The following is a 25,248-nucleotide window of genomic DNA, read 5'->3' as shown; positions in this document are numbered from 1 at the left end:
TATGAAGCAGCTTCTCAAACAGCGTGAACTCCTGCTCTTTGTTATCATCGCGATTATGATCGGGCTGTTTTCGTTGCGCGCACCGGGCTTCGCGTCGCCGGGCAATCTTGCAAATATCTTTAATGATACATCGATCCTGATCATTCTGGCTTTGGGTCAGATGTCCGTAATCCTCACCAAGTCCATTGATCTTTCCGTCGCAGCCAACCTCGCTTTTACCGGTATGGCCGTAGCGATGCTTAATGCGACCTTCCCGGATATCCCGCTATTCTTCTTGATCATAGCGGCGATTGGTATCGGTGCGGCTCTTGGCGCGATCAATGGTATTCTTGTCTGGAAGCTTGATATCCCGGCGATTGTGGTCACGCTCGGCACTCTCACCATCTATCGCGGCATGGCATTTGTGCTTTCTGGGGGGGCATGGGTGAATGCTCATCAGATGACGGCACCGTTTCTGAATACGCCGCGCACGATTTTCCTCGGCCTGCCTCTGCTTGGCTGGACGGCTATTGTAATTGTTGCGCTGGTCTTTGTGCTGTTAACGCGTAGTTTCTTCGGTCGCGCGCTTTATGCCTCCGGCGGCAATCCCACAGCAGCAGTCTATGCAGGAATTGACGTGGGGCGCACTCGCTTTCTGGCCTTCGTGCTCTCTGGTTCACTGGCTGGGCTGTGCGGTTATCTTTGGGTATCGCGCTATGCGGTTGCCTATGTCGATATCGCCAATGGGTTCGAACTTGACAGTGTCGCCGCGTGTGTCATTGGCGGTATTTCCATTGTGGGTGGCATTGGAACGGCAGTTGGTGCGGTGCTCGGCGCTTTGTTTCTGGGCGTAATCAAGAATGCCCTGCCCGTCATCGACATTTCTCCTTTCTGGCAGATGGCAATTTCTGGCGCGGTGATCATCGCAGCGGTGATCTTCAATGCCCGACAGGAAAAGCGCGGCGGACGCATCATTCTGCGTGAGAAAGCTGCAAAGACTTATGAGGAGCCCGCCGCGTGAGCGATATAACCGAACGCCGCCAAATCCCTGATCGGCTGGGAACTTCCTATACCCGCCTGTTCGCAAGCTGGGAAATGCTGCTGCTAGGCGTCGCAATTGCAATTTTCATTGCGAATGCCTTTGCCTCGCCGTTTTTCCTGAACGCGTGGAACTTGTCGGATGCAACATTCAATTTTACGGAAAAAGCACTCATCGCCTTTGCCATGACGCTCTTGATCATCTCCGGTGAGATTGATCTGTCGGTAGCGGCCATTATTGCACTGGCATCCACAGCGATGGGGGCGGCAGCGCAAGCAGGCGTCGGCACCCCCGGCTTGGTCCTCATCGGTATTGGCACAGGCCTTGTCTGTGGAGCGATCAATGGTGGTCTTGTTGCCGGGCTGAAACTCCCCTCCATTGTCGTCACCATCGGCACGATGAGCCTCTTTCGCGGCCTTTCCTATATTGTGCTTGGCGATAAAGCCTATGGCGGCTATCCGGCAAGCTTCGCCTATTTCGGACAGGGCTATGTCTTCTGGGTATTCTCTTTTGAATTTGTGCTGTTTATCGTCGTCGCCATCATTTTCGGCGTTCTGCTCCACTGCACAAGCTTTGGTCGCCGGGTCTATGCCATTGGCAACAATGAATTCGCAGCACGGTTTTCCGGAATTCCGGTAGAGCGTATGAAATTCACCCTGTTTTTGCTGACCGGCATCATGAGTGGCATTGCAGCTGTCTGTCTTACCTCTCGCCTTGGCTCCACTCGCCCATCGATCGCGCAGGGATGGGAACTTGAGGTTGTGACAATGGTGGTGCTGGGTGGTGTGTCGATCCTTGGCGGAGCTGGCAGCATAATTGGCGTGGTGATTGCTGCTTTCGTTATGGGGCTTGTGACCTTCGGGCTTGGGCTACTCAATGTGCCCGGCATTGTGATGTCAATCTTCATTGGCCTTCTGCTGATCATTACCATTTCACTTCCAATCCTTGGCCGAAAGTTCAAGGCGAGGCACAGAGCATGACGACTGAGCGCTATGCTTTCCGGATGCAGCTTCATCCCGGTATGGAGGCTGAGTATCGTCGTCGCCATGATGAAATCTGGCCCGAACTTGTTGATCTTCTGCATGAGGCAGGAGTGTCTGATTATTCAATATGGCTGGATGAGGAAACGCATATTCTGTTTGGTGTGCTGACGCGTTTGAGGTCGCATGGCATGGCAGCTCTGCCTGATCATCCTGTGATGAAAAAGTGGTGGGCGCATATGGCGGACATCATGGAAACCAATCCAGATAACTCGCCAATTGCCCCCGACCTCAAGCTTGTATTTCATATGTCATGAAGCGTATTGCCATTCTCGATATCGGCAAAACCAATGCCAAGGCCGTTCTTCTCAACGCAGAAACGGGTGAAGAGATTGCAGTTCGTCGTACGCCGAACATTGTACGGCGCGATGGCCCCTATCCGCATTACGACATTGAGGCCCTATGGAAGTTTTTCATCCAGAGCCTGAAAGCATTTGCGAAAGAGCCGGGTTTTGACACCATATCAATTACAACCCATGGTGCCAGTGCTGTCCTGCTTGATGAGAACGGCGAACTTGCTATGCTGGTGCTCGACTATGAGCATGATTTTGGGCCTGAAATTCGCGCAGCTTATGCTCGTATAAAGCCTCGTTTTGAAGAAACGTTCTCACCGACATTATCGCTGGGGCTGAATATCGGTGCGCAACTTCATTACCTGAAAACCGAATTTCCAGATAATTTCGCCGATGTGCACACCATTCTGACCTACCCACAATATTGGGCATATCGGCTTACCGGCATTGCCTCTGTAGAAGTGACATCGCTTGGTTGTCACACTGATCTGTGGCTTCCGAAAAGCGGTACCTACTCATCGCTGGTCGAAACGCTGGGCCTTGAAGGCAAGTTTCCCCCTTTGCGCTCCGCATTCGATGCGCTCGGAACGTTGACCCCGGCACTCGCTGACGAAATCGGCCTGTCTGAACCCGTGCAGGTTCACTGTGGAATCCATGATTCCAATGCATCGCTGCTGTCACATCTCATGGGCCGCGAGCCGCCGTTCTCAGTCGTCTCAACCGGGACATGGGTGGTGAGCTTTGCAGTGGGTGGCGATCTTAACGGGCTTAATCCGAAGCGTGATGCACTGGCCAATGTCGACGCCTATGGACGCGCCGTTCCTTCTGCACGCTATATGGGTGGGCGGGAATTTGACCTGATGACCGACGGGCTGAAGGCACCTTCATTGCAGGAGGGTGTCAGAATACTCGACGAGGTTCTGAAGCGCAGTATCATGGCGCTGCCGTCTGCGGTTCCGGGCTGCGGGCCTTATCCTGACACCAGTCTGCGTTGGGTTAATACGGAGAATGTCAGCTCGGAAGAGCGTTATGTTGCCGCCTGTCTTTATGCCGGGTTGATGACGCAAGCATGCCTGGAACTTTTGGGCGCGGACGGGCCGATTATTGTCGAGGGGCCATTTGCTGCAAATAGTTTCTATCTCGCCGCTTTGGCCGGATTTTCAGGGCGTGATGTGATTGCGGTTTCTGGCACGACCGGCACAGCATCCGGTGCGGGATTATTGGCGGGCGCAGTGAGTCCAATACTGCATAATCAGCGATATCCAGCTAATGTTGAAGTGTATAAATCATATAAAAAACAATGGATAAAACTATCTAATTAAGAAAATAGTTTACTAGAAGCCCGGATTTCACATCTGAAGTCCGGGCCATCATTTATCAGTTGAGCGCCTTGTCACGTGTTTCCACATTGATGAAAAACGCGATGATCCCGGCCAATGCCAGCAGTCCAGCAAACATTGCTACGGCCATATTGAAGCTTTGGCTGATGACCAGAGCGAGGGCAGACGGCGCGAGCAGACCACCAAGACGAGCCATAGCGCCTGCCGCTCCCATTCCGCTTGCGCGCAAGGCCGTTGGGTAAAGCTCAGGTGTGAAGGCATAGAGTGCGCCCCATGTGCCAAGCAGAGCAAAACTCATGATCAGAATAGACGCGCCAACCAGAGCAGAGCTTCCCGCAACCGTGAAGAGCGCACAGGCAGCCGCGCTGATGAAGAGGAAGCCGATCAGCGTCTTCTTGCGCCCCCATGCTTCAACACCATAGGCTGCGAGCGCATAGCCAGGCAATTGCGCCAGAGCGACGATAACCAGAAAGCCATATCCGCGCACGAAGCCGAAACCATCACCGGCAAGCTTCGCCGGTATCCACGTGAAAATGCCGTAATAAGAGACTGATACCAGAAACCAGATCGCCAGAGTGGTCAGCGTCCGCTGCCGTAAATTAGGCGATAACAGCCTCTCGTTGGTCACCATAAGCGGCGCTTCAAGCATTGCCTTGGGCGGCAGTTCAGGCTTACCGTTCTTGCGCAGAACGCGGTTCATGACAGCCTTGGCTTCTTTGGTCTGGCCTGTCTTGAGCAGATGCATTGGCGATTCCGGCACCCAGAAGCGCAGCCAGATCCCAATCAAAGCAGGAGCAGCAGTCACTACAAAGATATAACGCCATGCATCGGCAACGCCTGCGAGGCTAGCAGCCCATGCAGCCAGCGCAATGATCACGGTGCCAACGGCCCAGAAACCTTCAAGCATCACCAGCCAGCGGCCGCGGTTCTTGGAGGGAAGGAATTCTGCCATCATCGCATAATCGACAGGCAGCGTGCCGCCAACAGCAATCCCCGTCAGAAAGCGCAGTCCGAGCAGAATGGCAAAATTGGGAGAGAAAGCCGAGAGCAGGCCGAATACGGCATCGCAGGCAACTGTAATCAAAAGCACACGGCGACGGCCATATTTATCAGCGAGCCTGCCAAAGAGAGCGGCACCGATCAACATGCCCAGAAAGAACAATGTTCCTGTCTGCAAGGCTTGCGGTACAGTCAGGCCAAAGGTCATGGCGATTGACGCGGCGGTGAAGCCCACCGCAAGTACCTGCATGGCATCTGCTGCCCACACCAGTCCAAATACACCGAGAAGGTTGCGCTGGAAGCGGCCGGCTCCGGCCTGATCGAGCGTTTGTTCGATAGTAACTTTCATGCCGCGCTGATCCCCTCTTTCCGGCCGAAATTCTACGGTGCTTTTGCTGCGCCTCCGAATGGCATCTGTCAATGAGAGTTCAGTGAAAAATCCAGACTTTTGCTTAAAGTGAGCATAAGTAACCCACGGGTGCGGCTTTCAGGACACTCTTAAAGGGCTTCGGTGCAGAAATTGATTTCTGCTTCGGCATTCCTAACCGAGGCAGTCGTTGCTCACTGGCGCACGACTCGAAGAAGTGGCTTCTCACTGAGTCTCGTAGCGGGGCACGCATGTAATCGCAGCGGAGGCTGTAAACCTTACAGTGGGGCGCTATGGTTTTAATATTTGGAATTAATATTACGTAATATAGCATTGATTATATATGATAATATCAGATAATAAGGCTTTTTCCAGCTCCAATGATTGTTTGCCTGATCCAAGAAATTTGTCAGTTTTGAGTGAATTGTGAAGGGGGTTGTTAACCTTCATTTTTTATTACTAAGGCTCATTCGGGCGACATATCTATGGTTCAGGTATCATGCGTAATTTGAGAGAAAATCTTCCCCATACTGATGGCAATCGTGCTGAATCTGCTTCAGAGCAGAAGCCACCACGCGACCCGTTGGGTGCGCATTCACCGGATTCGGACGGAGCATGGAAAGCGCATTTTGCGCTGGGTGCCAATGTTCGCTTTACCCGTACGCCTGAGGTTGAACTCGTTCGGCGTCGTGGTGAAGATCTCCCAGACATCAATGGTCGTGCGAAGGCTGTCGCGCCGGAAGCGTCTTCTACTGAAGTTGCGGAAGCCGCAGAAGCCCAGCCAATGGCTGTCGCGGCTCTCCAGCAGTCAGTATCACAGAATATGGTCCGCTCGCCCATAGCGCCTGTTCCGCCTGTAGTAATAGCGGCTCCAGTCGCACCCGTCGTACAGACGGTTGAAGTTGCACCACCAGTACAGGCCGCTGTGACGCTGGACGTTGAACCGGTCAGCCCAGTCAGCTCAGTCAGCTCAGTCAGCAATGCAAATGTTTCGGCATTCGCACTCCTGTCGGATTTTGCATTCTGGGAAAGCTTTGACTTCGATTCAGCACCGGTGCAGCCCGTTGTCTCAGTCGTTCCAGAGGCACCAAAGCGCCCTGCTCCCACAGTTGAATCCATCATTTCCCAGTTCCGTACTGTCGAGTGGAACAAGCAGAAAACTGAAGAGGTGCTGGTTGCAGCCGTCGCGCAGCCAGTCGTGGCCGAACCTGCACCACAGCCTGTTGTTGCACCTGTTGCAGAGGTAAAGATTGAGGCTCCTGTCGTGCCTGAACCCGTCGCTGTTCAGGTTGAAGCAGTGGCATCACGTCCAGTTGTAGCCAACGCACCGAAGGTTGAGCAAGTCGTCGCGGTTGCTGAAGAAGTGATCAAAGCGGAAGCGGTCCTCAGTGTCGCCGAAGACCCGATTGTCGAAGAAGTAGCAGAGCCAGCACCCGTTGCCGCTCCTGCAAAAGCTGCGCCTTCTATTGCACTTTATCAGCCTCAGCCCCTCCCCCGGACAGAAGCCGTCGTCATGCATGGCGACTATGAATTTCCGCCACGTGATCTGCTTCAGGAGCCGCCTTCGCTTGAGGGCAACGTAATTACGCAGGAAATGCTGGAGCGTAGCGCTGGCTTGCTTGAAAGCGTGCTGGAAGATTTTGGCGTTCGTGGCGAGATCATCCATGTTCGTCCCGGCCCTGTCGTCACGCTCTATGAATTCGAACCTGCACCGGGTGTAAAATCTTCTCGTGTCATCGGACTTGCGGATGATATTGCCCGCTCCATGTCGGCATTGTCTGCTCGCGTCGCGGTCGTTCCAGGTCGCAATGTCATCGGCATCGAACTACCGAATGCCAACCGCGAAACTGTTTACCTGCGCGAAATGATCGACTCCCGCACGTTCGAATCTTCGAATTATCGTCTGCCGCTTTGCTTGGGCAAAGGCATCGGTGGTGAGCCGATCATTGCCGAACTGGCGAAAATGCCTCACCTGCTCGTTGCTGGCACAACCGGCTCTGGTAAGTCAGTTGCCATCAACACGATGATTCTGTCGCTGCTCTACCGCTTCAAGCCGGAAGAATGCCGCCTGATCATGGTTGACCCCAAGATGCTGGAACTCTCTATCTATGATGGTATCCCGCACCTGCTGACACCTGTCGTTACCGACCCGAAGAAGGCCGTTGTGGCTCTCAAATGGGCCGTGCGCGAAATGGAAGATCGTTACCGCAAGATGGCGCGTCTCGGTGTTCGCAATATTGAGGGCTTCAATCAGCGTGCAGCATCCGCCAAGGGCAAGGGCGAAACCGTGATGTGCACGGTGCAGTCGGGCTTTGACAAGGAAACAGGCGAGCCAACTTACGTTCAGGAAGAGCTCGATCTGACGCCAATGCCATATATTGTCGTAATTATCGACGAAATGGCCGATCTGATGATGGTTGCCGGCAAGGACATAGAAGGTGCTGTTCAGCGTCTCGCACAGATGGCTCGTGCTGCCGGTATTCATCTCATCATGGCAACCCAGCGTCCTTCCGTTGATGTCATCACCGGCACGATCAAGGCGAACTTCCCGACCCGCATTTCATTCCAGGTCACATCCAAGATCGACAGCCGTACGATCCTCGGTGAAATGGGAGCAGAGCAGCTTCTCGGTCAGGGTGACATGCTGCATATGGCCGGTGGCGGTCGTATCGTCCGTGTTCATGGACCGTTCGTTTCCGATGAGGAAGTCGAAAAGGTCGTCAATCATCTCAAAGAACAGGGACGCCCAGACTATCTGGCGACCGTGACCGAAGATGAAGACGATGACGACACCGGACAGGACACGGCCGTTTTTGACAGCTCTGCAATGGGCTCGGAAGATAGCGACGATGTTTACGAACAGGCCGTCAAGGTTGTGATGCGCGACAAGAAATGCTCCACTTCCTATATCCAGCGCCGATTGGGTATCGGTTATAACCGCGCTGCCTCACTCGTTGAACGTATGGAACAGGAAGGCCTGGTTGGTGCTGCCAATCATGTGGGCAAGCGTGAAATTCTGAGCGGCAATCGCGATTAATTGACAGAAATTTGAGCTTCAAAAAGCCGGGTCGCGAGAGCGGTCCGGCTTTTTCATGCGTATGGCCAAAGGCTTACGCAGGGTTGTAAAACGGTGCTTGTCAAGTTATCCATTTAGGTTAATAATCGGTTTATTCGTACATTCTTGACTACTGGTCGGTGTGGCTTTCAAAGCTGCCGCCGCCCCAAAAACAGGGAGAATGATCGATGAGAAGCATAATTGTTGGACCTAGCGACAGAGATCGAGTGGTCTCGCAGCAGGTATTGCAAAGCGTAAAATCACAAATGGAAAAGCCGTCCGAAGATCGGACACAGGTTTGCAATGTCTTGCGTCTTTCCAAAGGCGGTTATTCGCATCGCAGACGTAGAGTTCATAAAAGCGCATAACCCAACCTATACGTGTCAGCGCCATGTCTGTTCAGAGGACATTCGGCGCTGTTTTTTTGAGTGACGCCATCTTTTGGCTCAACTAGAGCGCCGTGCGCCCTCTTGGGCGCACAAAGGTCGCTCTAACAGATTAAATTTGCTGCATAATTTTACCTTAAACTGATTCAAGTTTAAGGAATTATGCAGTAGAGCATTTCTGGATTAAGTTGAACCATTCGAAATGATCTATCTTTTGTTTTTAAGCACATCTTTTTCGAAAACCGGTTCCCACTTTTCGGGATATGCTCTGGCTGATTATCTCTCGTGTTTTCGCTGGAAATACTCCAATCACGTTCTTTTGCCGGTCACTGCTCTTTCTTAATTGCGACATCAGGGGTATCTCAGGGCAACTTGTCCCTCCCAAGATCAGGAAACTGCCATGTCCGCCCCGGCTGAAACGAATGAAGCCCCTCACACAAAGAAGTCGCGCATATTTCTCGGCTTTTTGTCAGTTCTGGCTCTCGGTTTCTTCGCCTTGTTTCTTGGTCTGGGAATTTGGCAGATAGAACGGTTGCAATGGAAGCTGGATCTCATTGCGCGTGTCGATGCTCGTGTGCATGCAGAACCCGTTGCAGCGCCTGGGCGTGATGACTGGGCCAATGTTAATCAGGCCGAAGATGAATACAGGCACGTGGCACTGACCGGAACTTATCTCAACGATAAGGAAGTACTCGTTCGTGCATTGACTGAGCGAGGTTCTGGTTTCTGGGTCCTGACCCCAATGCGTTCGGATGATGGTGCTCTGATGTTCATCAACCGCGGCTTTATACCTGACGCCAAGCGTGATCCCGCAGCGCGGACCGAAATGCAGGTCGCCGGTGAAACGACTGTGAATGGTCTGCTGCGTATGCCTGAGCCCGATGGGTTTTTCCTTCGCCCAAATGATCCAGAGCGCAACGAATGGAACTCACGCGACGTAGCGGCTTTTGCGATCAAGGAAAACCTTGGCACTGTAGCCCCCTATTTCATCGATGCTGATGCGCAGTCAAATACGGGTAATTCGCCAATTGGTGGTCTGACTGTTGTGACTTTCCGCAACAACCACCTTTCTTATGCGATTACATGGTTCGCATTAGCAGCCATGGTTGCAGGTGCCGCCATTTTTGTCTGGCGGCACGAGCGGAAGGCAAACGACTAGTGGTCTGATTCCGACATTTGCATCCCTCGATTACAAGCGCTGAACAAATGTCGGCATCAAAAGGATCACCAGAAAGGCCAATAGCCTAGATATGCAGTGCGTGGCCGAGCGCCTTCATGCTGGCTTCGGCAAAGCCTTCACTCAGCGTTGGGTGAGCATGGATGGTGCCTGCAATATCTTCCAGACGCGCGCCCATTTCGACCGCCTGAGCAAAAGCTGCTGATAGTTCCGAAGTGCCCACACCGACCGCCTGAATACCAAGGATGACATGATTGTCAGCCCGCGCCACAACGCGGATCATGCCGTCCTCTCTCTCGATGGTCATTGCGCGACCATTGGCCTGAAAAGGAAAAACGCCGGTCTGGATATTGTGCCCAGCCTTGCGTGCCTCATCGGGTGACAAACCGACCGTCACGATTTCTGGATCGGTAAAGCAGACGGCAGGAATGCAGCGCTTGTCCCAGGCATTTTTACCACCCGCAATAATCTCTGCCACCATTTCGCCTTGCACCATCGCTCTGTGAGCAAGCATCGGTTCGCCGGTCACATCCCCAATCGCATAAACACCGCGCATCGAGGTGCGACACTTATCGTCAATGCGGATGAAACGCCCTTCCATATCGAGCCTGATTTCACTCAAACCCCAGCCATCGGTCTGCGGCTTACGGCCGACTGTTACCAGAACCTTGTCGGCATCAATGGCACGGGTTGCGCCGTCAGATGTCGTGACTTCCAAGGCCCTTCCGTCCGAATTCATGCCTTTGGCGGAGGTGCTGGTTAGTACCTCAACACCCAGCTGCTTCAGTCGCGCCATGACCGGCCGTGTCAGTTCCACATCATATTGGGGCAGGATACGGTCAGCTGCTTCAACGATCGTGACTTTCGAGCCGAGCTTGGCAAAGGCTGTGCCTATTTCGAGCCCGATGTAACCGCCGCCAACGATTGCCAGTTTTTCGGGTATTTTTTCGAGCGCGAGTGCCTCGGTCGATGAAATGATGTTACCAGCAAACGGCAACGAGGTAATTTCTACTGGCACTGAACCCGTCGCAATAACGATATTCTCAGCGTGGATTGTCTGGCGTCCGGTATCGGTATCGACCAGCACGGTCTTGCCATCAATGAACCGCGCCTGTCCCTGAAACATACGCACATGTGAGCGTTTTAAGAGCCCTGCCACGCCGCTGTTAAGGCGATTGACTATACCGTCTTTCCAGTCAAGCGTTTTGGCAAAATCAATCGCGGGGCTTTGTGCCGTAATGCCAAGCGCGCCCTTGTCTGCGAATGTTGTGAGGCGATGAAACTCATCTGCTGCGTGTATCAGCGCTTTGGATGGAATACAGCCGACATTAAGGCATGTGCCGCCGAGACGCTTTTTTTCGACCAGCACTGTATCAATACCGAGCTGACCCGCGCGGATGCCACAAATATATCCGCCCGGACCACCACCAATGATCAGAAGCTTGCATGAAATTTCACTCATAGTGTCAGCCTTCCACAAAGATCATCGCAGGCGTTTCGAGCAGGCCCTTTAGCTTCTGCACAAAAACAGCTGCGTCCCAGCCGTCGATCACGCGATGGTCGAAGCTGCACGAAAGGTTCATCATCTTGCGCGGCACAAACTGTGTGCCGTCCCACATCGGGCGGATAGCCATCTTGTTGATGCCGACAATCGCCACTTCCGGTCGATTGATGATCGGTGTCGTGGCGATTGCGCCAAGTGGTCCCAGCGATGTGATTGTGATTGTGGAACCGGACAGTTCTTCACGCTTTGCGGTGCCATTGCGTGCAGCTTCCGTAACGCGTGCCAGTTCGGTCGCTGCTGCAAAGACGCTCATGCTTTCGGCATGACGTACCACCGGAACGATCAGCCCGTTGGGCGTTTGCGTGGCAATCCCCACGTGCACGCCGCCGAACTGACGGATAATGTCAGCCTCGTCGTCAAAATGTGCATTCAGTCCTGGCTGCTCTTTCACAGCCTTGACGATTGTGCGGATGACGAAAGGCAATAGCGTCAACCTCGGACGCCCTTCCTTCTTTTCATTGTTAAGGCCTGCGCGTAGTTCTTCAAGCTGCGTGACGTCGACTTCTTCGACGATGGTGATATGCGGGATATGACGTTTGGCTTCCGCCATACGTTCGGCGATTTTACGCCGAAGTCCGATTACTTTGATTTCATTGATAGACGTATCGGCAACGTATCCAGCAGATTGCGGCGCACCGCCCGCCTCCAGCTTGAAATATGCATCCATATCCTCATGCGTGATACGCCCTGCTGGGCCTGTGCCACGCACACGTCTGAGATCAATGCCTGCATCCCGTGCTCGCAGCCTGACCGAAGGTGTCGCGACCGGCTTTTCTCCCTCCGCTCGCACCGGACCGGCTCCCGCGAAGGCTCGATTTACCGTTTCGCGTTTGGGTGCGGCAGGTTTTTCTGGCACTGGTGTTTGCAAAAGAACCGGTGCATCTTCTGCGGCTTTTGCCTTTGGAGGCTCGACAGAAGCCGATGTCTCCGCCTTAGCCGGTTCGGCCTTGCTATCCGAAGCACCTTCAATTTCAAGACGTACGAGTTCGGAGCCTACGGCAATTTTTTCACCGATTTCGCCGTTTGTCAGCAAAACCTTGCCTGCACGCGACGATGGAATTTCTACCGTCGCCTTATCAGTCATGACGGCAGCAAGCAGATCATCCTCGCGAACAATATCGCCAACCTTCACGTGCCATTCGACAAGTTCGGCCTCAGCAACACCTTCGCCAACATCGGGGAGCTTGATTGTAAAATGAGCCATGCTTCTCTCCCCTCAGGCCTCCATGATTGATGTGAGTGCGCGGCCTACCCGTTCAGGGCCAGGGAAATAAGCCCATTCCTGCGCATGTGGGTACGGCGTGTCCCAGCCGGTCACACGAACGATTGGCGCTTCGAGATGATAGAAGCAGTCGCGTTGCACGAGGGCTGCGAGTTCAGCACCGTAGCCACAGGTAAGCGTTGCCTCATGAACGATCACACAGCGCCCGGTCTTTTTGACAGAAGCCATGATGGTGTCGGTATCAAGCGGCAGAAGCGTACGCAGATCAATGATTTCAGCATCGACTCCTGTTTCTTCTGCTGCGGCCAAAGCCACATGCACCATGGTGCCGTATGCGAGCACGGTTACATCATTGCCTTCACGACGGATTGCCGCCTTGCCGAGCGGTACAGTGTAATAGCCTTCGGGCACATCGCCCAGATCATGCTTTTTCCAGGATGTAACCGGCTTATCGTGGTGGCCATCGAACGGGCCGTTATAAAGCCGCTTCGGCTCAAACATGATAACTGGATCAGGGTCTTCGATGGCTGCCAGCAGCAAGCCTTTCGCGTCGGCCGGCGTTGAGGGCATTATCGTTTTCAAACCCGAAACGTGGGTGAAAAGTGCCTCCGGGCTCTGGCTGTGCGTTTGTCCTCCATAGATGCCGCCGCCCGAAGGCATACGGATCACCAGAGGGCAGGTAAATTCACCCGCCGAGCGATAACGCAAGCGTGCCGCTTCGGAGACAATCTGATCATAAGCCGGATAGACATAATCCGCGAACTGCACTTCGATACAGGGCCGCAGCCCATAGGTTGCCATGCCGATGGCTGTGCCAACAATGCCAAGCTCGCTGATAGGCGCGTCGAAGCAGCGCTCTTTGCCATATTTTTTCTGCAAGCCGGCAGTGCAACGAAATACACCGCCAAAATAGCCCACATCCTCACCGAACACGACAACCTTCTGATCACGCTCCATTGCAATGTCATGGGCGTTCTGAATGGCCTCGATCATGCTCATTTTTGTCGTCTTGGTCATGTCTCAGAACCCCGCTTCATGGCGCTGGCGGATCAGATGCGGCGGCGTTTCGGCATAGACATCTTCAAACATGTCACGCATCGAAGGCTTGCGTCCGTCATGCAATGTACCGATGGCCTCTGCCTCACGCTGTGCAGTCACAACCATGTCCATCACTTCCGCTTCGGCCTGTTTGTGACGGTCATCACTCCAAACACCACGCAGAATGAGATGGTTCTTCAATCGCAGCACTGGATCACCCAAAGGCCATGCATCGCTTTCAGCTTTCGGGCGATAGGCGGATGGATCGTCAGATGTTGAGTGTCCGCCAGCGCGATAGGTCACATATTCAATGATAGTTGGACCAAGATTGCGTCTTGCGCGTTCGACTGCCCATTTGGCTACAGCATGAACAGCCAGATAATCGTTGCCATCCACACGCAATGACGGAATACCGAAGCCGTGGCCGCGCGCTGCAAATGTGCCGGAGCCGCCCCGTGCGATGCCCTGGAATGTCGAGATCGCCCACTGATTGTTGACGATATTCATCACCACCGGGGCTTTATAGGTTGATGCGAAAACCAGTGCGGCATGGAAGTCGCTTTCCGCCGTAGACCCGTCGCCAATCCAGGCGGCTGCAATTTTTGTGTCGTGGCTGATAGCCGATGCCATCGCCCAGCCCACCGCCTGCGTATATTGCGTGGCAAGATTGCCTGAAATGGTGAAGAAGCCATGCTCCTGTGATGAATACATCACCGGAAGCTGACGGCCTTTCAGCGGGTCCTGCTCATTGGAGAAAATCTGGTTCATCATTGTGACAAGTGGGTAGTCGTCAGCAATGAGAAGCCCGGCTTGCCGATAGGTCGGGAAATTCATGTCGCCCTTGCGCAACGCCTTCCGAAAAGCGCAGCTGACGGCCTCTTCTCCCAGATGTTGCATATAGAATGATGTCTTGCCCTGACGTTGCGCCATCATCATGCGCGCATCATAAGCGCGCAGGATCATCATATGACGTAAGCCCTCTTTCAGCTCATCGTCAGTCAGAGTTCCGGCCCACGGACCAACCGCCTCTCCTTCGCGATTGAGCACCCGAATGATGCTGAAGGCCAGATCGCGCATCGCTTCCGGCTTTTCATCTGTTTCGGGGCGGCGCACGCTACCTGCACGCGGGATTTTGACATGGGAGAAATCCGGCGCATCGCCGGGCCGCCATTCCGGTTCCGGAACATGCAGGGATAGGACGACATCGTCGCTCATGCGGGATACCTCGCAAAACTGGCACAAAATGTCGAACGGGTGGATTTTGATTTTGTTCCAGCAAAGCATCTGCGCTTGGCCGATAGCCATTCTAAACCAGATTGGCTTCATTCCTCCCATGCGACGTGAAGCCGGTTTTCCTCCTCCGATTTCACTTCATTCAGGGTGGAACGGCTTCAGAAATAAAGCAAGATTATTCTTCTTGGGTCGATAAGCGCGAAAAGCCGGTTGGTTCCCAATAGAAATACGGATCGTGGAAATGTGCGATCGAAACAAGCTTATACAACTGATTTCGTATACGTTTTTTATGATAAGATTGGATGTGCGTCGCGCAATATTATTACTTATCGTTGACGATAAGGTCAGTACTTTTCGGTACTATTGTAATGAAAATGAAAAATAAACTTCAGGTCTTACCGATGCATGAGGCATTTTGTCCACAGGCCTGACACACGCGAAAACATAGGCACAGCAGCTTTGCGGGCCAACCCAACTCCCGGAATCAATCCGGCTTGGGCGTTTTAAAAAGGAAATGGGTGCTTGAAAAAGGAAATGGCCCGTTTCCGGGCCATTTCACTTCATAGCATCAATGATGCCTGGTGCCTTCGCGTGCCAGTTCAGCGGTCGGGTCGCCAGCAAGGCGCTTGCGTGCCCTGTCATCCATTAACTCATACCACATGGCGTTCAATACGGCGAAGGCTACAGCAAGCGGAAGTCCCAGAAGCCAGGAGAAATACCACATCTTGCTTTTCCTTTCTCAGTTCAGGTTTTTCGGGCGCTTAATAAGCGTGGTTGCTTTCGTCTTCGATCATTTCCTTCTCAACCTTGCCCCAGAGAACTTTGTAGACCCATGAGGTATACGCAACGATGAGTGGAAGGAAGATCAGCGTCACAACAAGCATGATGAACAAGGTCATATGGCTCGACGATGAATCCCATACTGTCAGGCTCGAACGTGGATCGATCGAAGATGGCAGAATGAACGGGAACATCGAAACACCAACCGAGGCGATGATGCCGAAGATCGATAGCTGACCGATAAGTATTGGTGCTATCTCTCGTTTGCTGCGAAGCGTGATGAAAAGCAGCAGCGGACCAAGAATACCAAGTGCAGGCGCGATCAGCAGGATCGGATAGTTCGTATAATTGACGAACCATGCACCGTGATCCAGTTCAACCGCCTTGCGCAATGGGTTCGATGGTCCACCCGTGACAACAGCACTTGTGATCGTATAACCCGACACCCAGAGCCAGCTGACGATACCTGCCAACACGTAGAGTACGGTCGTCAGCAGCGCTGCGATGCTGCCATATGAACGCGCCCTTGCCTGCACCTCGCCAGTGGTCTTCAGTACAAGCCATCCCGCGCCGAGCATCGTCAGCATTGCGACCGAAAGCAGGCCGCAAAGCAGTGCGAACGGATTGAGCAGGCCGAAGAATGTTCCGTCATAGAAGATCTGGAGATCGTCGTTGAAACGGAATGGCACGCCTTGCAGTACGTTTCCGACCGCAACGCCGAAGATCAGCGAAGGCACAAAACCGCCGATGAACAAAGCCCAGTCCCAGCCGGTACGCCAAGCAACGCTATCGCGCTTGGAACGATATTTGAAGCCAACCGGACGCAGGATCAGGGCAAACAATATGAGGAACATTGCCAGATAGAAGCCTGAGAACGATACGGCATAAAGCGGTGGCCACGCGGCGAAGATAGCGCCGCCGCCAAGGATGAGCCACACCTGATTGCCTTCCCAAATGGGACCGATGGTGTTTATGACGACACGACGCTCCACATCCGTTCTACCGGCGAACGGCAACAGAATGCCGACACCAAGATCGAAACCGTCCATCGCAGCAAAGGCGATCAGCAATACGCCGAGCAGTACCCACCAGATGATGCGGAGTGTTTCATAGTCCAACAAGTCGCTGAGTATCATGATCTTTACTCCGCTGGCGCAATGCTTACAGGTGCAAGCTTTGCTTCTGGTTTGCTGTCCGGTTCAGGACCAGCTTTGATAGCGCGCAACATCAGGCCCATTTCAATAACGAACAGGACCGTATAGATCGCGACAAATCCGACGATGGTGAGAAGAACCGTAGAAGCACCAAGATTGGAGACAGCAACTGCTGTCGGCAGAATGCCTTCGATAATCCATGGCTGTCGCCCGAACTCGGCAACTATCCAGCCCATTTCTGCGGCAATCCATGGCAACGGAATTGCAAAGACCGCGACTTTGAGCAGGAATGGATGGCGATCCAGCTTGCGTCTTGCCGACAGCACGAAGAATGTGCCCGTCAACAGGATCAAGAAGAAGCCGATGCCGACCATGATGCGGAAGGCCCAGAATAATGGCAGTACACCGGGAACTGTATCATTGGCAGCCTGCGTGATCTGCGCATCCGTCGCCTGACGGGGATCATCGACGTAACGCTTCAGAAGCAGCGCATAGCCCATCCATTGGCTGTTATCGGCGAACAGATCTTTCACGTCCTGCGGCACAACGCTTGTATCGCCTGCTGCACGGATTTTCTGTAGCGCGTCATAAGCGATGATACCCTTGCGGATATGTCCCTGCGCATTTTCGACAAGCTGCTCAATGCCTTCGATAGGCGTTGTGAGCGAGCGTGTGCCGATCAGACCCATGACCCAGGGAATATGCACGGCATAGTGGGTTTCACGGGCTTCCTGATTTGGAAAACCGAAGACGGTGAAGGAAGCCGGAGCTGGCTCTGTTTCCCACATGGCTTCAATGGCCGCGATTTTCATCTTCTGATGTTCGTTTGCGAGATAACCGCTTTCATCGCCGAGAACGACCACTGAGAGAGAAGCGGCAAGACCGAAAGATGCCGCGACAGTCATCGACCGTTTGGCAAGTTCGGTTGAGCGCCCTTTCAACAGATACCAGGCTGAAACGCCGAGTACGAAAATCGAAGCCGTTACATAGCCCGCCGAAACCGTGTGCACGAATTTCGCCTGAGCAACCGGGTTCATCAGAACCGCAAAGAAGTCGGTGATTTCCATGCGCATGGTTTCAGGATTGAAAGCCGAACCAACCGGATTTTGCATCCAGCCATTAGCGATCAGAATCCATAGCGCTGAGAAGTTAGAACCGGCAGCAACCGCATAGGTCGCCATGAGGTGGCCAACCTTGGAAAGCCGATCCCAGCCAAAGAAGAACAGGCCGACAAAGGTCGCTTCCAGGAAGAAGGCCATCATGCCTTCAATGGCCAGCGGCGCTCCGAAAATGTCGCCGACATAATGGCTGTAATAGCTCCAGTTCATACCGAACTGAAATTCCATCACAATGCCGGTCGCAACACCCATAACGAAGTTGATACCAAACAGCGTACCCCAGAATTTGGTCATCTGCCGCCAGATGAGCCGTCCGGTCATGACATAAACGGTCTCCATGATGGCAAGCAACACGGATAGACCCAATGTCAGAGGTACGAAAAGGAAGTGATAAAGTGCCGTGATTGCAAACTGCAATCTCGACAGGGAGACAATATCGAATTCCATCTCTTTAAGCCGGCAAGTCCGGCCCTCCTGATGTTACGAGCTGTTCCCGACACTGCGTCGGCTCACAGCCCCCCTACTTAAATTTCACCTCAAGAATTTGAGGACGTCGTCGAAAGAGGCTTCTTTTTTGGTCATCGATTGAACGATCGCGCCTTGATCCAAAACAATTGCACGATCACAAACGCGTGCTTCACGCTGAATATGCGTTGCTATCAACAAGGTACGGCCTTTGGCCTGTTCATTGAGGCGGCAAAGCACATCTTCTGCTGTTGCCTGATCGAGTCCTTCAGTGGGCTCATCAAGGAGCCATAAAGGAGCGTCAGTCAGGAACAAGCGAGCCAAAGCAAGGCGTCTGGCCTGACCGCCAGAGAGCCCAAGTCCCCCCTCACCCAAAACCGTATCCAGTCCCTCGGTCTGGGCTTTCATGAAGTCGCCTAAACCGGCGGCTTCCAATGCGGCGTTTAACTCCGCATCGCTTGCATCTGACTTTGCGAGCCTGAGATTGTTACGAAGACTATCTTTGAAAAGCTCAGTTCGCTGGGTCAGAAGTCGTGCTGGCAGAACTCGGACATTGCCGTCTTCGGCATTGATCTCGCCTGCCAGCACATTGAAAAGTGTAGACTTGCCTGCACCGCTGGTGCCAATGATCGCGACGCGATCACCTACGGCAATGTTCAAGTCGATCGCATCCAGCGCTTTCGCAGTAGAACCCTCATGGCGAACGGTAACCTGTTCGAGGTTTACTGCATTGCCCTTTGCGGGCGATGGCAGCGACTGGAATGTATCAGTTGCTTCAAGTGCCGGAGCCACACGGCGCGCGGCAAGTATTGTGCGGCCAAGTTCCATCGCACCACGGCGCAGTGCTGCAAATGGCTCCATCGCGCCGAGGATGATCAGCAATGCGAGCGCCGCTACCGGGGCATTGATCAGTCCGGCTTGCATGAGCAGACCGGCACCAACCAGTCCACCGGCGAGAAGACCCGCATGAAGAATGCCCAGACCGGCACCCGCCGAAATTTCAATGCGGTTGAGAACGCGGTCGCTCGATGCAATGTAATTGTCGGCGCGTATGATGCTCGCATTCTGACTGTCCATGCGGCCAGCCATGATGAGTTCGGTCTGTCCTGCAACCAGATCAACCGTTCGCGCCCGCAATGCTTCGGTACCCTTGGCACGCCGACGCATCGGTTTTTCAGCACGCTTGGCTGCATTGAGCGGTAGTCCCAGTCCGACAACAAGCAGTGTCAAAGCGATAATCAGACCAAAAAGCGGATGCATTAGCCCAAGTGCCACACCCGCAACGAGCGCTGTGGCGAAAGCTGCACCTGCTGGCACGAGAACGCGGAGATAAAGTGAATCAAGCGCATCGATATCAGCGGTTAACCTGAACAGAAGTCGTGCTGGTCGTTTGAGCAACGCACTTGCTGCTGCGGGACGAGCCCAGCTGCGGAACAGCTTTTCGCGAAGCGCTGCAAGAATGGCGAGCGTTGCGTCATGAGTTACAAGGCGCTCCAGATAACGTGCGCCTGTTCTTAAAATTGCAAGAAGACGAATGCCGGCAGCTGGTGCGAAAACATCGAATACAACGGCGGTTGCCAAACTCAAGCCAGCGATGGCAGTGGCTGTGATAAACCATCCGGACAGACCGAGCAGCGCAATCCCGGCAAGAACCGTCGCCGTTGCAGCTGCAATACCCGCATAGAGCATCATCCCTTTTGTACGGAAGAAGAGTTGCAGGATCGGGCGGAGCGATTGAAGTCCGTTCATTCTGCTGCCCTCTTCTGCCAGATTTGCGCGTTACCACTCAAATCATTGAGCCGAACGATGCGGTCCATCCGACCTGCAAGTTTCTCGTCATGGGTTGAGATGATGAGCGTCTTGCCTTTGGCGAGGCTGATCAAACTATCAGCAATGCGGTCCGCCGTTTCGTGGTCAAGATGTGCAGTTGGTTCATCAGCGAGAATGATGTCAGCGTTTTGATCCACAGCAATGCGTGCCAAGGCCAATCGAAGTGCTTCACCGCCAGAAAGTCCTGCACCATTTTCACCAATCACACCGGTTCCGGTAATGCCGGCGACATGGCTCAAGGCCATCTGGTTGATGATTGACGCGGTCTTCTCAGCATCAGCATGACGGCCAAGCGTTATATTGTGTCGCGCGCTGCCAGCAAAAATATGCGGCTTCTGACCGACCCAACGCATTCTTGCCCGAAGGGTTGCGGCGGTTTCATTCTGAAGTGTCACACCGCCAATCGTGATCTGGCCTTCTTGCGGTGCAGCTAGTCCGGCAATTAGCGCGAGCAATGTCGACTTACCAAAACCACTTGGCGCAAGAAGTGCCACATGCTCGCCTGGCTCAATATCCAGATTAAAGCCGCTGAAGACATCCTCTCCAGTGGAATAACGAAAGCGGATATCCCGCAACATCAGCGAAGGTGCGTTGTTGACTTCTTCGGCGGCGATGCTGCTGCCTACAACCGGCATTTCATGCTTTGCGAGTTCTTCCAGTGCATCAATGGCTGCTTCACCAGATGCTCTGTCATGCCAAACGGCGGACAGATCGCGCAGAGGTTCAAAGAATGCGGGTGCAAGCAGCAGAATGAACAAGCCTTCAGCGAGGCTTAGCTGATGTCCCCATGCTCCAAAGCCCAGCGGGCCGAGCAGATGAAAGCCAATGTAAACAGCCACCATCGCAACCCCAAGGGCCGCGAAGAGTTCAAGAACAGCAGATGACAGGAAAGCGATACGCAGAACAATCATTGTCTTTCTGCGCAACGTCTCGGCATTATCGCGAAGACGCGTGGCGGTCATATCGACGGCGTTAAAGCTACGAATTGTTGCCAGTCCCCGCAGGCGATCAAGCAGAAAACCATTCATATCGCCCAATGCAACAAGCTGTTTTTCACTGGCCGCTTTTGCGCGCCAGCCGATCAGTGCCATGAAAATTGGGATCAAAGGTGCTGCAATCAGCAGGATGAGCGCTGCAATCCAGGAAAACCACAAGACAACTACGAGAATTGCCAGTGGAACCAGCATGACGCGAATGCGAACAGGTACAAAACGAGAGAGATATGGAACGACCATCTCGGCCTGTTCGGCGAGTATGCTGGCCGCCTCCCCTGAAGATGGGCGGAATGTATCAAGAGGTGAGCGCTGCGATAATGCCGTTACTGCCTTTTCGCGCAGGCTGGCCAATTCGCTTCGTGCGGCATCGAAAGCCATTGTCGCGCCGCGCGCATCCAGAAGGCTGCGTAAACAACCAAGAAGAAACAACCCAGCAGCAAGATAATAGATTGTGGCATCAAAACCAGTATTGGCGAGATAACCTACCCCGTAGGCGAGAAGTGCGGCCTGTGGCAGCCATAGAAGCGCTGCCACGGCCTGAAGCCTTGCCCCCGTTTTGAGCAGAGACGGAACTGGACGCCGACGCGGGCGACGTTTGTCGCCAGATGTTTCGCCGTCTTGTTGTGCCGCGTCTTCCGTTCGGGGGGCAACGGGTTTCACTCTCGTTTAGGCTCCTTTTTGGCCGATGCTCTCCCACGTCCCAGCGCCACGATCTTGTCTGTGGTTTCCAGGAAGCGGGTTACCTTGGCGCCAAGCGCCAGAAGGCTGGTCAATCTGTCTGTATCGAGTTTCTTGACGTCGTCGTACCAGTTGGTCAGCCGCTCGATGAGTGCGTACATGTCCTTCATGCGATCTTGCGCAAATCGGTCGCTGTCGCTCTCCGGCTGTTCCATCAGCACTTCGCGAAGTACGGTCAGGGTCGGATCGATTTCGCGCTTCTTGCGTTCTTCTGCAAGCGTTCGCAAAATCAGCCATACGTCGCCGGGGGTCGTGAAAAAGTCACGACGATCACCGGGTATGTGCTTTAGCAGTACAAGATTCCAGCCCTGTAATTCGCGGATACCCATCGAGACGTTGGAGCGCGAAACACCAAGCGCATCAACGATATCATCCGCACACAAGGGTTCAGACGATAGATAGAGCAGCGCATAAATCTGTCCAACCGTACGATTGATACCCCAGCGGCTACCCATCTCTCCGAAGTGGAGTACAAACGACTGAACAATTGGCGATAATTCCAAGTTCTCTCTCCCGTAAATTCTGAACTTTCAGAAATTACTGAAATTCAGATAATTCAAATGGCCTCAATCTTCAATCCGCATGTCTGGATGCATGGCGCATATGGACAATTGGCCGCAGCCTTCAGCACTCCTCCAAATGCCTCAAGCCGATGCTTCCAACCATTATTTCTGGTCGGAAGATGAAGGAAGCTCTTTGCTGTCCTGCGTTTGATCACGATGAATCACCGCACGGCTTAGCAACATGAGCGTTACCGGCGTTGTGATGACCACAAAGACGGTAATCAACACTTCATGCAGAATCGGCTTGGATTGCAAGATGGAGAAAAACATGATGGAAGCGATCAAGATTCCACCGGCACCGAACGAAGAACCAATTGTCGGCGCGTGAATGCGTTCATAAAAACTCTTAAAACGAACAAGTCCGATACAACCGACAAGTGTCAGGAAGGCACCGGCAACAAGAAAAAATGAAATGACGATTGCGGCCCAGACGGGCAGATCAGCTGCTCCGATCATTCGATCACCTCCCCGCGCATCAGGAATTTGGCAAGCGCCACCGTGGCGACAAAACCGAGCAGTGAAATGATGAGTGCGGCTTCAAAATAGATAACGCTGCCTGTACGCATGCCAAAAGTGAGCAACAGAAGAAGCGCATTGAGATAAAGAGCGTCAGTCGCCAGAACACGATCCTGCGCGCGTGGCCCGATGAGCAATCGATAAACCACACAGCCCATAGCGGCGACGAGCATGATCTGTGCAGCCAGCAGTGACCAGAAAAGAATAACTGCGCTCATGCCGATTGCTCCTCTTTCATCACGTCTCTGGCTCCGAATATGCGGATAAGCGGCTGTTCATAGCGCTGCTTGATCGTCGTTCGCCAGGTTTTCGCATCTTCGAGATCAAGCACATGGATTGTCAGCGCCTTGCGGGCCACATTGTAGTCAACCCAGGCGGTCCCGGGCGTTGTTGTGATAATGCACGCAAGGACTGCCAGTCCTGTGCGATTTTCGAGATCGAGCGGTATAACCACGAAGCCCGGATGACGTTCTTTACGTCTGGAAAGGATGAGTTTCACCACCGCAATGTTCGACATAAGAATGTCGATACTGACCGCACCAAACAACCACAACATGGTTGGAATCGAGCGCAGATGGTTTTTCTGCGGCTGCAGCGCCGTCATCGCATGACAGGCAAAGAGCGAAATAAAGATGCCCAGTATCAATTGCGCGCGTGTGAAGCCATTCAACAAGAGCCAAAACACGATCAACGATAGGAAGAGCAGCGGGAATGGTAGAATTTTTCTCATTTTACCTCCACCGTTTCTCCGCCCACGCGTGGCGTATTCAGGACACTGTTAATGTAGTCTTTTGGATTGTGCAGCGAACGAGCGGTTGCATCCATATATTGCATGGCCGGGCCTGCTGCGATTGTCAGTGCCAGACAGACAGCCAGAAGACCGGCAATTGGCACCACTTCGCGCACCAGAACGCGAGGCACATTACCCTCAAGCGAAGCCCAGAACGTACGAATGCCTGTGCGTGTCATTGCAATCAGCGCCGACAGACCTGACAACAGGATAAGTGCGATCAGTGTCCAACTTGCCGGGCTGACCGGCATGGCTAATGTCGGTGCTGCGCCGTCGCCGTTGAATACGGCTGCAAGGATCAGGAACTTTGCGATAAAGCCGGAAAATGGCGGCAAGCCAATGAGAAGAATTGCGACCACGGCAAAACAGGTGCCGAGAATGGCCAGGGTGGCAGGCAGTACCACGCCAACTTCTTCTTCCTCTTCCTCCTCTTCGTCGTCACCATAGGCTTCCATGGTAACGGCAAGAACGTTTGCCGCCGCATCCTGACCGCGTTCAACAAGTTCAATCAGGAGGAAGAAAGCTGCAATCGTCAGTGTAGAGCTGACCATATAGAAGAGTGCTGCACCGGTCATCGCGGTGTTGCCGCTACCGATGGCTGCAAGCAACGTGCCGGATGACACCAGAATACTGTAGCTTGCGAGGCGACCCATCGCCTGTGACGCGACGACGCCAATCAGGCCGAAGGCCAGCGTGACCATGCCGCCGTAGTAGAGCCAGTCGTTACCAAAACCGTAGGATTCGCCAGCCCCAATACCGAACATGAGCGGCGATAGACGCAGAAGAACGTAAATGCCGACTTTACTCATGATCGCGAAAATCGCCGCAATCGGAGCGGCTGCTGCCGTGTAAGCAGGAACAAGCCAGAAGTTGAGCGGCCACATGCCTGCTTTTACGAGGAATGCAACGGCAAGAATGGCCGCACCTGCCTCAAGGAGCATACGATCTTCTGGCGCAACCTGTGAAATCTTCTGCGCCAGATCCGCCATATTGAGCGTACCCGTTACGCCGTAGATCAGACTGACGCCGATCAGGAACAGCGATGAAGCAACCAGATTGACCGCGATGTAATGCATGCCAGCTTTTACACGCGCCGGTCCTGAACCATGGAGCGCCAGACCGTAAGAGGCTGCGAGCATAACCTCAAAGAAAACAAATAGGTTGAACAGATCGCCTGTCAGAAACGCGCCATTAAGGCCCATGAGCAGGAGCTGGAAAATCGTATGGAAATTCGGGCTCGCTTTGTGCCAATGGGCAAGCGCAAAGCTGAGAGCTGCCAGAGCGAGCACACTGGTCAACATGAGCATCAGCGCAGCGAGCCTGTCGAGAACCAGCACGATGCCAAATGGTGCAGGCCAGTTGCCGATCAGATAAACTGATGCTTCAGGCGCTTTTTCGCTTGCAACACCGAGCAGCGTGAACGCGATGTAAATCAGGCCGATGATGGAGATCGTATTGATCGCCATTTTGAGCTTGCGCTTGCGTTCATCGAACATCAGCAACAATGCAGCAGTTACCAGCGGCAAGAGAATGGGCGCAACGATGAGGTGTGATTTCCAATCCATCA

At 53.5% G+C, this 25,248-nt stretch carries 22 protein-coding genes; 7 read left to right on the top strand and 15 right to left on the bottom strand.

Translation table 11 applies throughout. The features are described from left to right. Nucleotide 1: 1 nt before the first annotated feature. The 4 genes from CEV32_RS05955 to CEV32_RS05940 are packed head-to-tail and all read left to right on the top strand — an operon-like array spanning nucleotide 2 to nucleotide 3,673. Nucleotides 2-1,000: an ABC transporter permease gene (locus CEV32_RS05955; RefSeq protein WP_094575412.1), complete on the top strand. Its 999-nt coding sequence runs from the start codon at nucleotides 2-4 to the stop codon at nucleotides 998-1,000. Continuing rightward, entirely contained in the window at nucleotides 997-1,998 is a 1,002-nt protein-coding gene (locus CEV32_RS05950) for an ABC transporter permease (protein WP_094575118.1), read from the top strand. Before CEV32_RS05955 ends, CEV32_RS05950 begins: the two co-directional genes overlap by 4 nt. Then, the gene (gene rhaM / locus CEV32_RS05945) at nucleotides 1,995-2,315 is read left to right on the top strand and encodes an L-rhamnose mutarotase (protein WP_094575113.1); all 321 of its coding nucleotides are present in this window, start codon (nucleotides 1,995-1,997) and stop codon (nucleotides 2,313-2,315) included. Before CEV32_RS05950 ends, rhaM begins: the two co-directional genes overlap by 4 nt. Further along, a complete protein-coding gene (locus tag CEV32_RS05940) occupies nucleotides 2,312-3,673 on the top strand; it encodes an FGGY-family carbohydrate kinase (protein WP_094575107.1) in 1,362 nt (453 codons plus the stop codon). The genes rhaM and CEV32_RS05940 overlap by 4 nt, the downstream gene beginning before the upstream one ends. Before the next feature lie 55 nt (nucleotides 3,674-3,728). Here CEV32_RS05940 and CEV32_RS05935 read toward each other — a convergent pair whose 3' ends face one another. Beyond that, on the bottom strand, nucleotides 3,729-5,039 hold the full coding sequence (locus tag CEV32_RS05935) for an MFS transporter (RefSeq protein WP_094575105.1): 1,311 nt from the start codon (nucleotides 5,037-5,039) through the stop codon (nucleotides 3,729-3,731). A gap of 517 nt (nucleotides 5,040-5,556) precedes the next feature. Between CEV32_RS05935 and CEV32_RS05930 the strand changes: the two genes are divergently transcribed. The 3 genes from CEV32_RS05930 to CEV32_RS05920 all read left to right on the top strand — a co-directional run bounded on the left by CEV32_RS05930 (nucleotide 5,557) and on the right by CEV32_RS05920 (nucleotide 9,657). Then, nucleotides 5,557-8,094, top strand: a complete 2,538-nt coding sequence (locus CEV32_RS05930) for a DNA translocase FtsK (protein ID WP_094575103.1) — start codon at nucleotides 5,557-5,559, stop codon at nucleotides 8,092-8,094. 206 nt (nucleotides 8,095-8,300) lie between these two features. Next, nucleotides 8,301-8,480 carry a hypothetical protein gene (locus tag CEV32_RS05925; RefSeq protein ID WP_094575101.1) on the top strand — a complete coding sequence of 60 codons (180 nt, stop codon included), beginning with the start codon at nucleotides 8,301-8,303 and terminating at the stop codon, nucleotides 8,478-8,480. A gap of 418 nt (nucleotides 8,481-8,898) precedes the next feature. Next, nucleotides 8,899-9,657 (top strand): SURF1 family protein, encoded by a 759-nt coding sequence (locus tag CEV32_RS05920; protein ID WP_094575099.1) that lies wholly within the window; start codon nucleotides 8,899-8,901, stop codon nucleotides 9,655-9,657. An 85-nt stretch (nucleotides 9,658-9,742) separates the two neighbouring features. Here CEV32_RS05920 and lpdA read toward each other — a convergent pair whose 3' ends face one another. The 14 genes from lpdA to CEV32_RS05850 form a co-directional block, all read right to left on the bottom strand. After that, the gene (gene lpdA / locus CEV32_RS05915; RefSeq protein ID WP_094575097.1) at nucleotides 9,743-11,137 is read right to left on the bottom strand and encodes a dihydrolipoyl dehydrogenase; all 1,395 of its coding nucleotides are present in this window, start codon (nucleotides 11,135-11,137) and stop codon (nucleotides 9,743-9,745) included. Between the two features lie 4 nt (nucleotides 11,138-11,141). After that, the gene (locus CEV32_RS05910) at nucleotides 11,142-12,443 is read right to left on the bottom strand and encodes a dihydrolipoamide acetyltransferase family protein (RefSeq protein ID WP_094575095.1); all 1,302 of its coding nucleotides are present in this window, start codon (nucleotides 12,441-12,443) and stop codon (nucleotides 11,142-11,144) included. A 12-nt stretch (nucleotides 12,444-12,455) separates the two neighbouring features. Beyond that, on the bottom strand, nucleotides 12,456-13,478 hold the full coding sequence (locus CEV32_RS05905; RefSeq protein ID WP_094575093.1) for an alpha-ketoacid dehydrogenase subunit beta: 1,023 nt from the start codon (nucleotides 13,476-13,478) through the stop codon (nucleotides 12,456-12,458). 3 nt (nucleotides 13,479-13,481) lie between these two features. After that, nucleotides 13,482-14,714: a 3-methyl-2-oxobutanoate dehydrogenase (2-methylpropanoyl-transferring) subunit alpha gene (locus tag CEV32_RS05900; RefSeq protein ID WP_094575407.1), complete on the bottom strand. Its 1,233-nt coding sequence runs from the start codon at nucleotides 14,712-14,714 to the stop codon at nucleotides 13,482-13,484. A gap of 586 nt (nucleotides 14,715-15,300) precedes the next feature. After that, nucleotides 15,301-15,456 (bottom strand): cytochrome bd-I oxidase subunit CydX, encoded by a 156-nt coding sequence (cydX, locus tag CEV32_RS05895; protein WP_094575091.1) that lies wholly within the window; start codon nucleotides 15,454-15,456, stop codon nucleotides 15,301-15,303. Nucleotides 15,457-15,493: 37 nt separating this feature from the next. Next, nucleotides 15,494-16,648, bottom strand: a complete 1,155-nt coding sequence (gene cydB / locus CEV32_RS05890; protein ID WP_094575089.1) for a cytochrome d ubiquinol oxidase subunit II — start codon at nucleotides 16,646-16,648, stop codon at nucleotides 15,494-15,496. Nucleotides 16,649-16,653: 5 nt separating this feature from the next. Further along, complete coding sequence (locus tag CEV32_RS05885; RefSeq protein WP_094575087.1) at nucleotides 16,654-18,231, bottom strand: cytochrome ubiquinol oxidase subunit I; 1,578 nt, start codon at nucleotides 18,229-18,231, stop codon at nucleotides 16,654-16,656. 84 nt (nucleotides 18,232-18,315) lie between these two features. Beyond that, on the bottom strand, nucleotides 18,316-19,998 hold the full coding sequence (gene cydC, locus CEV32_RS05880; protein ID WP_094575085.1) for a thiol reductant ABC exporter subunit CydC: 1,683 nt from the start codon (nucleotides 19,996-19,998) through the stop codon (nucleotides 18,316-18,318). Continuing rightward, complete coding sequence (gene cydD / locus CEV32_RS05875; RefSeq protein ID WP_094575084.1) at nucleotides 19,995-21,734, bottom strand: thiol reductant ABC exporter subunit CydD; 1,740 nt, start codon at nucleotides 21,732-21,734, stop codon at nucleotides 19,995-19,997. Before cydD ends, cydC begins: the two co-directional genes overlap by 4 nt. Further along, a complete protein-coding gene (locus tag CEV32_RS05870) occupies nucleotides 21,731-22,315 on the bottom strand; it encodes a GbsR/MarR family transcriptional regulator (protein ID WP_208620806.1) in 585 nt (194 codons plus the stop codon). Before CEV32_RS05870 ends, cydD begins: the two co-directional genes overlap by 4 nt. Nucleotides 22,316-22,477: 162 nt before the next feature. Then, nucleotides 22,478-22,831 (bottom strand): monovalent cation/H(+) antiporter subunit G, encoded by a 354-nt coding sequence (gene mnhG / locus CEV32_RS05865; RefSeq protein WP_094575081.1) that lies wholly within the window; start codon nucleotides 22,829-22,831, stop codon nucleotides 22,478-22,480. After that, nucleotides 22,828-23,109 carry a K+/H+ antiporter subunit F gene (locus tag CEV32_RS05860; protein WP_094575079.1) on the bottom strand — a complete coding sequence of 94 codons (282 nt, stop codon included), beginning with the start codon at nucleotides 23,107-23,109 and terminating at the stop codon, nucleotides 22,828-22,830. Before CEV32_RS05860 ends, mnhG begins: the two co-directional genes overlap by 4 nt. Further along, nucleotides 23,106-23,621: a Na+/H+ antiporter subunit E gene (locus CEV32_RS05855; RefSeq protein WP_094575077.1), complete on the bottom strand. Its 516-nt coding sequence runs from the start codon at nucleotides 23,619-23,621 to the stop codon at nucleotides 23,106-23,108. Before CEV32_RS05855 ends, CEV32_RS05860 begins: the two co-directional genes overlap by 4 nt. After that, nucleotides 23,618-25,246, bottom strand: coding sequence for a monovalent cation/H+ antiporter subunit D (locus CEV32_RS05850; RefSeq protein WP_094575075.1), 1,629 nt, complete (start codon nucleotides 25,244-25,246; stop codon nucleotides 23,618-23,620). The genes CEV32_RS05855 and CEV32_RS05850 overlap by 4 nt, the downstream gene beginning before the upstream one ends. Nucleotides 25,247-25,248: the final 2 nt, after the last annotated feature.

Source organism: Brucella rhizosphaerae, assembly GCF_002252475.1.
In the GTDB taxonomy this organism is placed as follows: domain Bacteria; phylum Pseudomonadota; class Alphaproteobacteria; order Rhizobiales; family Rhizobiaceae; genus Brucella; species Brucella rhizosphaerae.
Note: the sequence above shows the minus strand (reverse complement) of the source record. Positions and strands in the feature narration are given on the sequence as shown.

Bases quoted from the DNA above. Each gene is read 5' to 3' on its own strand.
- CEV32_RS05955 (WP_094575412.1), top strand. From the start codon at position 2: ATGAAGCAGCTTCTCAAACAGCGTGAACTCCTGCTCTTTGTTATCATC.
- rhaM (WP_094575113.1), top strand. From the start codon at position 1,995: ATGACGACTGAGCGCTATGCTTTCCGGATGCAGCTTCATCCCGGTATG.
- CEV32_RS05940 (WP_094575107.1), top strand. From the start codon at position 2,312: ATGAAGCGTATTGCCATTCTCGATATCGGCAAAACCAATGCCAAGGCC.
- CEV32_RS05935 (WP_094575105.1), bottom strand. From the start codon at position 5,039: ATGAAAGTTACTATCGAACAAACGCTCGATCAGGCCGGAGCCGGCCGC.
- CEV32_RS05930 (WP_094575103.1), top strand. From the start codon at position 5,557: ATGCGTAATTTGAGAGAAAATCTTCCCCATACTGATGGCAATCGTGCT.
- CEV32_RS05925 (WP_094575101.1), top strand. From the start codon at position 8,301: ATGAGAAGCATAATTGTTGGACCTAGCGACAGAGATCGAGTGGTCTCG.
- CEV32_RS05920 (WP_094575099.1), top strand. From the start codon at position 8,899: ATGTCCGCCCCGGCTGAAACGAATGAAGCCCCTCACACAAAGAAGTCG.
- lpdA (WP_094575097.1), bottom strand. From the start codon at position 11,137: ATGAGTGAAATTTCATGCAAGCTTCTGATCATTGGTGGTGGTCCGGGC.
- CEV32_RS05910 (WP_094575095.1), bottom strand. From the start codon at position 12,443: ATGGCTCATTTTACAATCAAGCTCCCCGATGTTGGCGAAGGTGTTGCT.
- CEV32_RS05905 (WP_094575093.1), bottom strand. From the start codon at position 13,478: ATGACCAAGACGACAAAAATGAGCATGATCGAGGCCATTCAGAACGCC.
- CEV32_RS05900 (WP_094575407.1), bottom strand. From the start codon at position 14,714: ATGAGCGACGATGTCGTCCTATCCCTGCATGTTCCGGAACCGGAATGG.
- cydX (WP_094575091.1), bottom strand. From the start codon at position 15,456: ATGTGGTATTTCTCCTGGCTTCTGGGACTTCCGCTTGCTGTAGCCTTC.
- cydB (WP_094575089.1), bottom strand. From the start codon at position 16,648: ATGATACTCAGCGACTTGTTGGACTATGAAACACTCCGCATCATCTGG.
- CEV32_RS05885 (WP_094575087.1), bottom strand. From the start codon at position 18,231: ATGGAATTCGATATTGTCTCCCTGTCGAGATTGCAGTTTGCAATCACG.
- cydC (WP_094575085.1), bottom strand. From the start codon at position 19,998: ATGAACGGACTTCAATCGCTCCGCCCGATCCTGCAACTCTTCTTCCGT.
- mnhG (WP_094575081.1), bottom strand. From the start codon at position 22,831: ATGATCGGAGCAGCTGATCTGCCCGTCTGGGCCGCAATCGTCATTTCA.
- CEV32_RS05860 (WP_094575079.1), bottom strand. From the start codon at position 23,109: ATGAGCGCAGTTATTCTTTTCTGGTCACTGCTGGCTGCACAGATCATG.
- CEV32_RS05855 (WP_094575077.1), bottom strand. From the start codon at position 23,621: ATGAGAAAAATTCTACCATTCCCGCTGCTCTTCCTATCGTTGATCGTG.
- CEV32_RS05850 (WP_094575075.1), bottom strand. From the start codon at position 25,246: ATGGATTGGAAATCACACCTCATCGTTGCGCCCATTCTCTTGCCGCTG.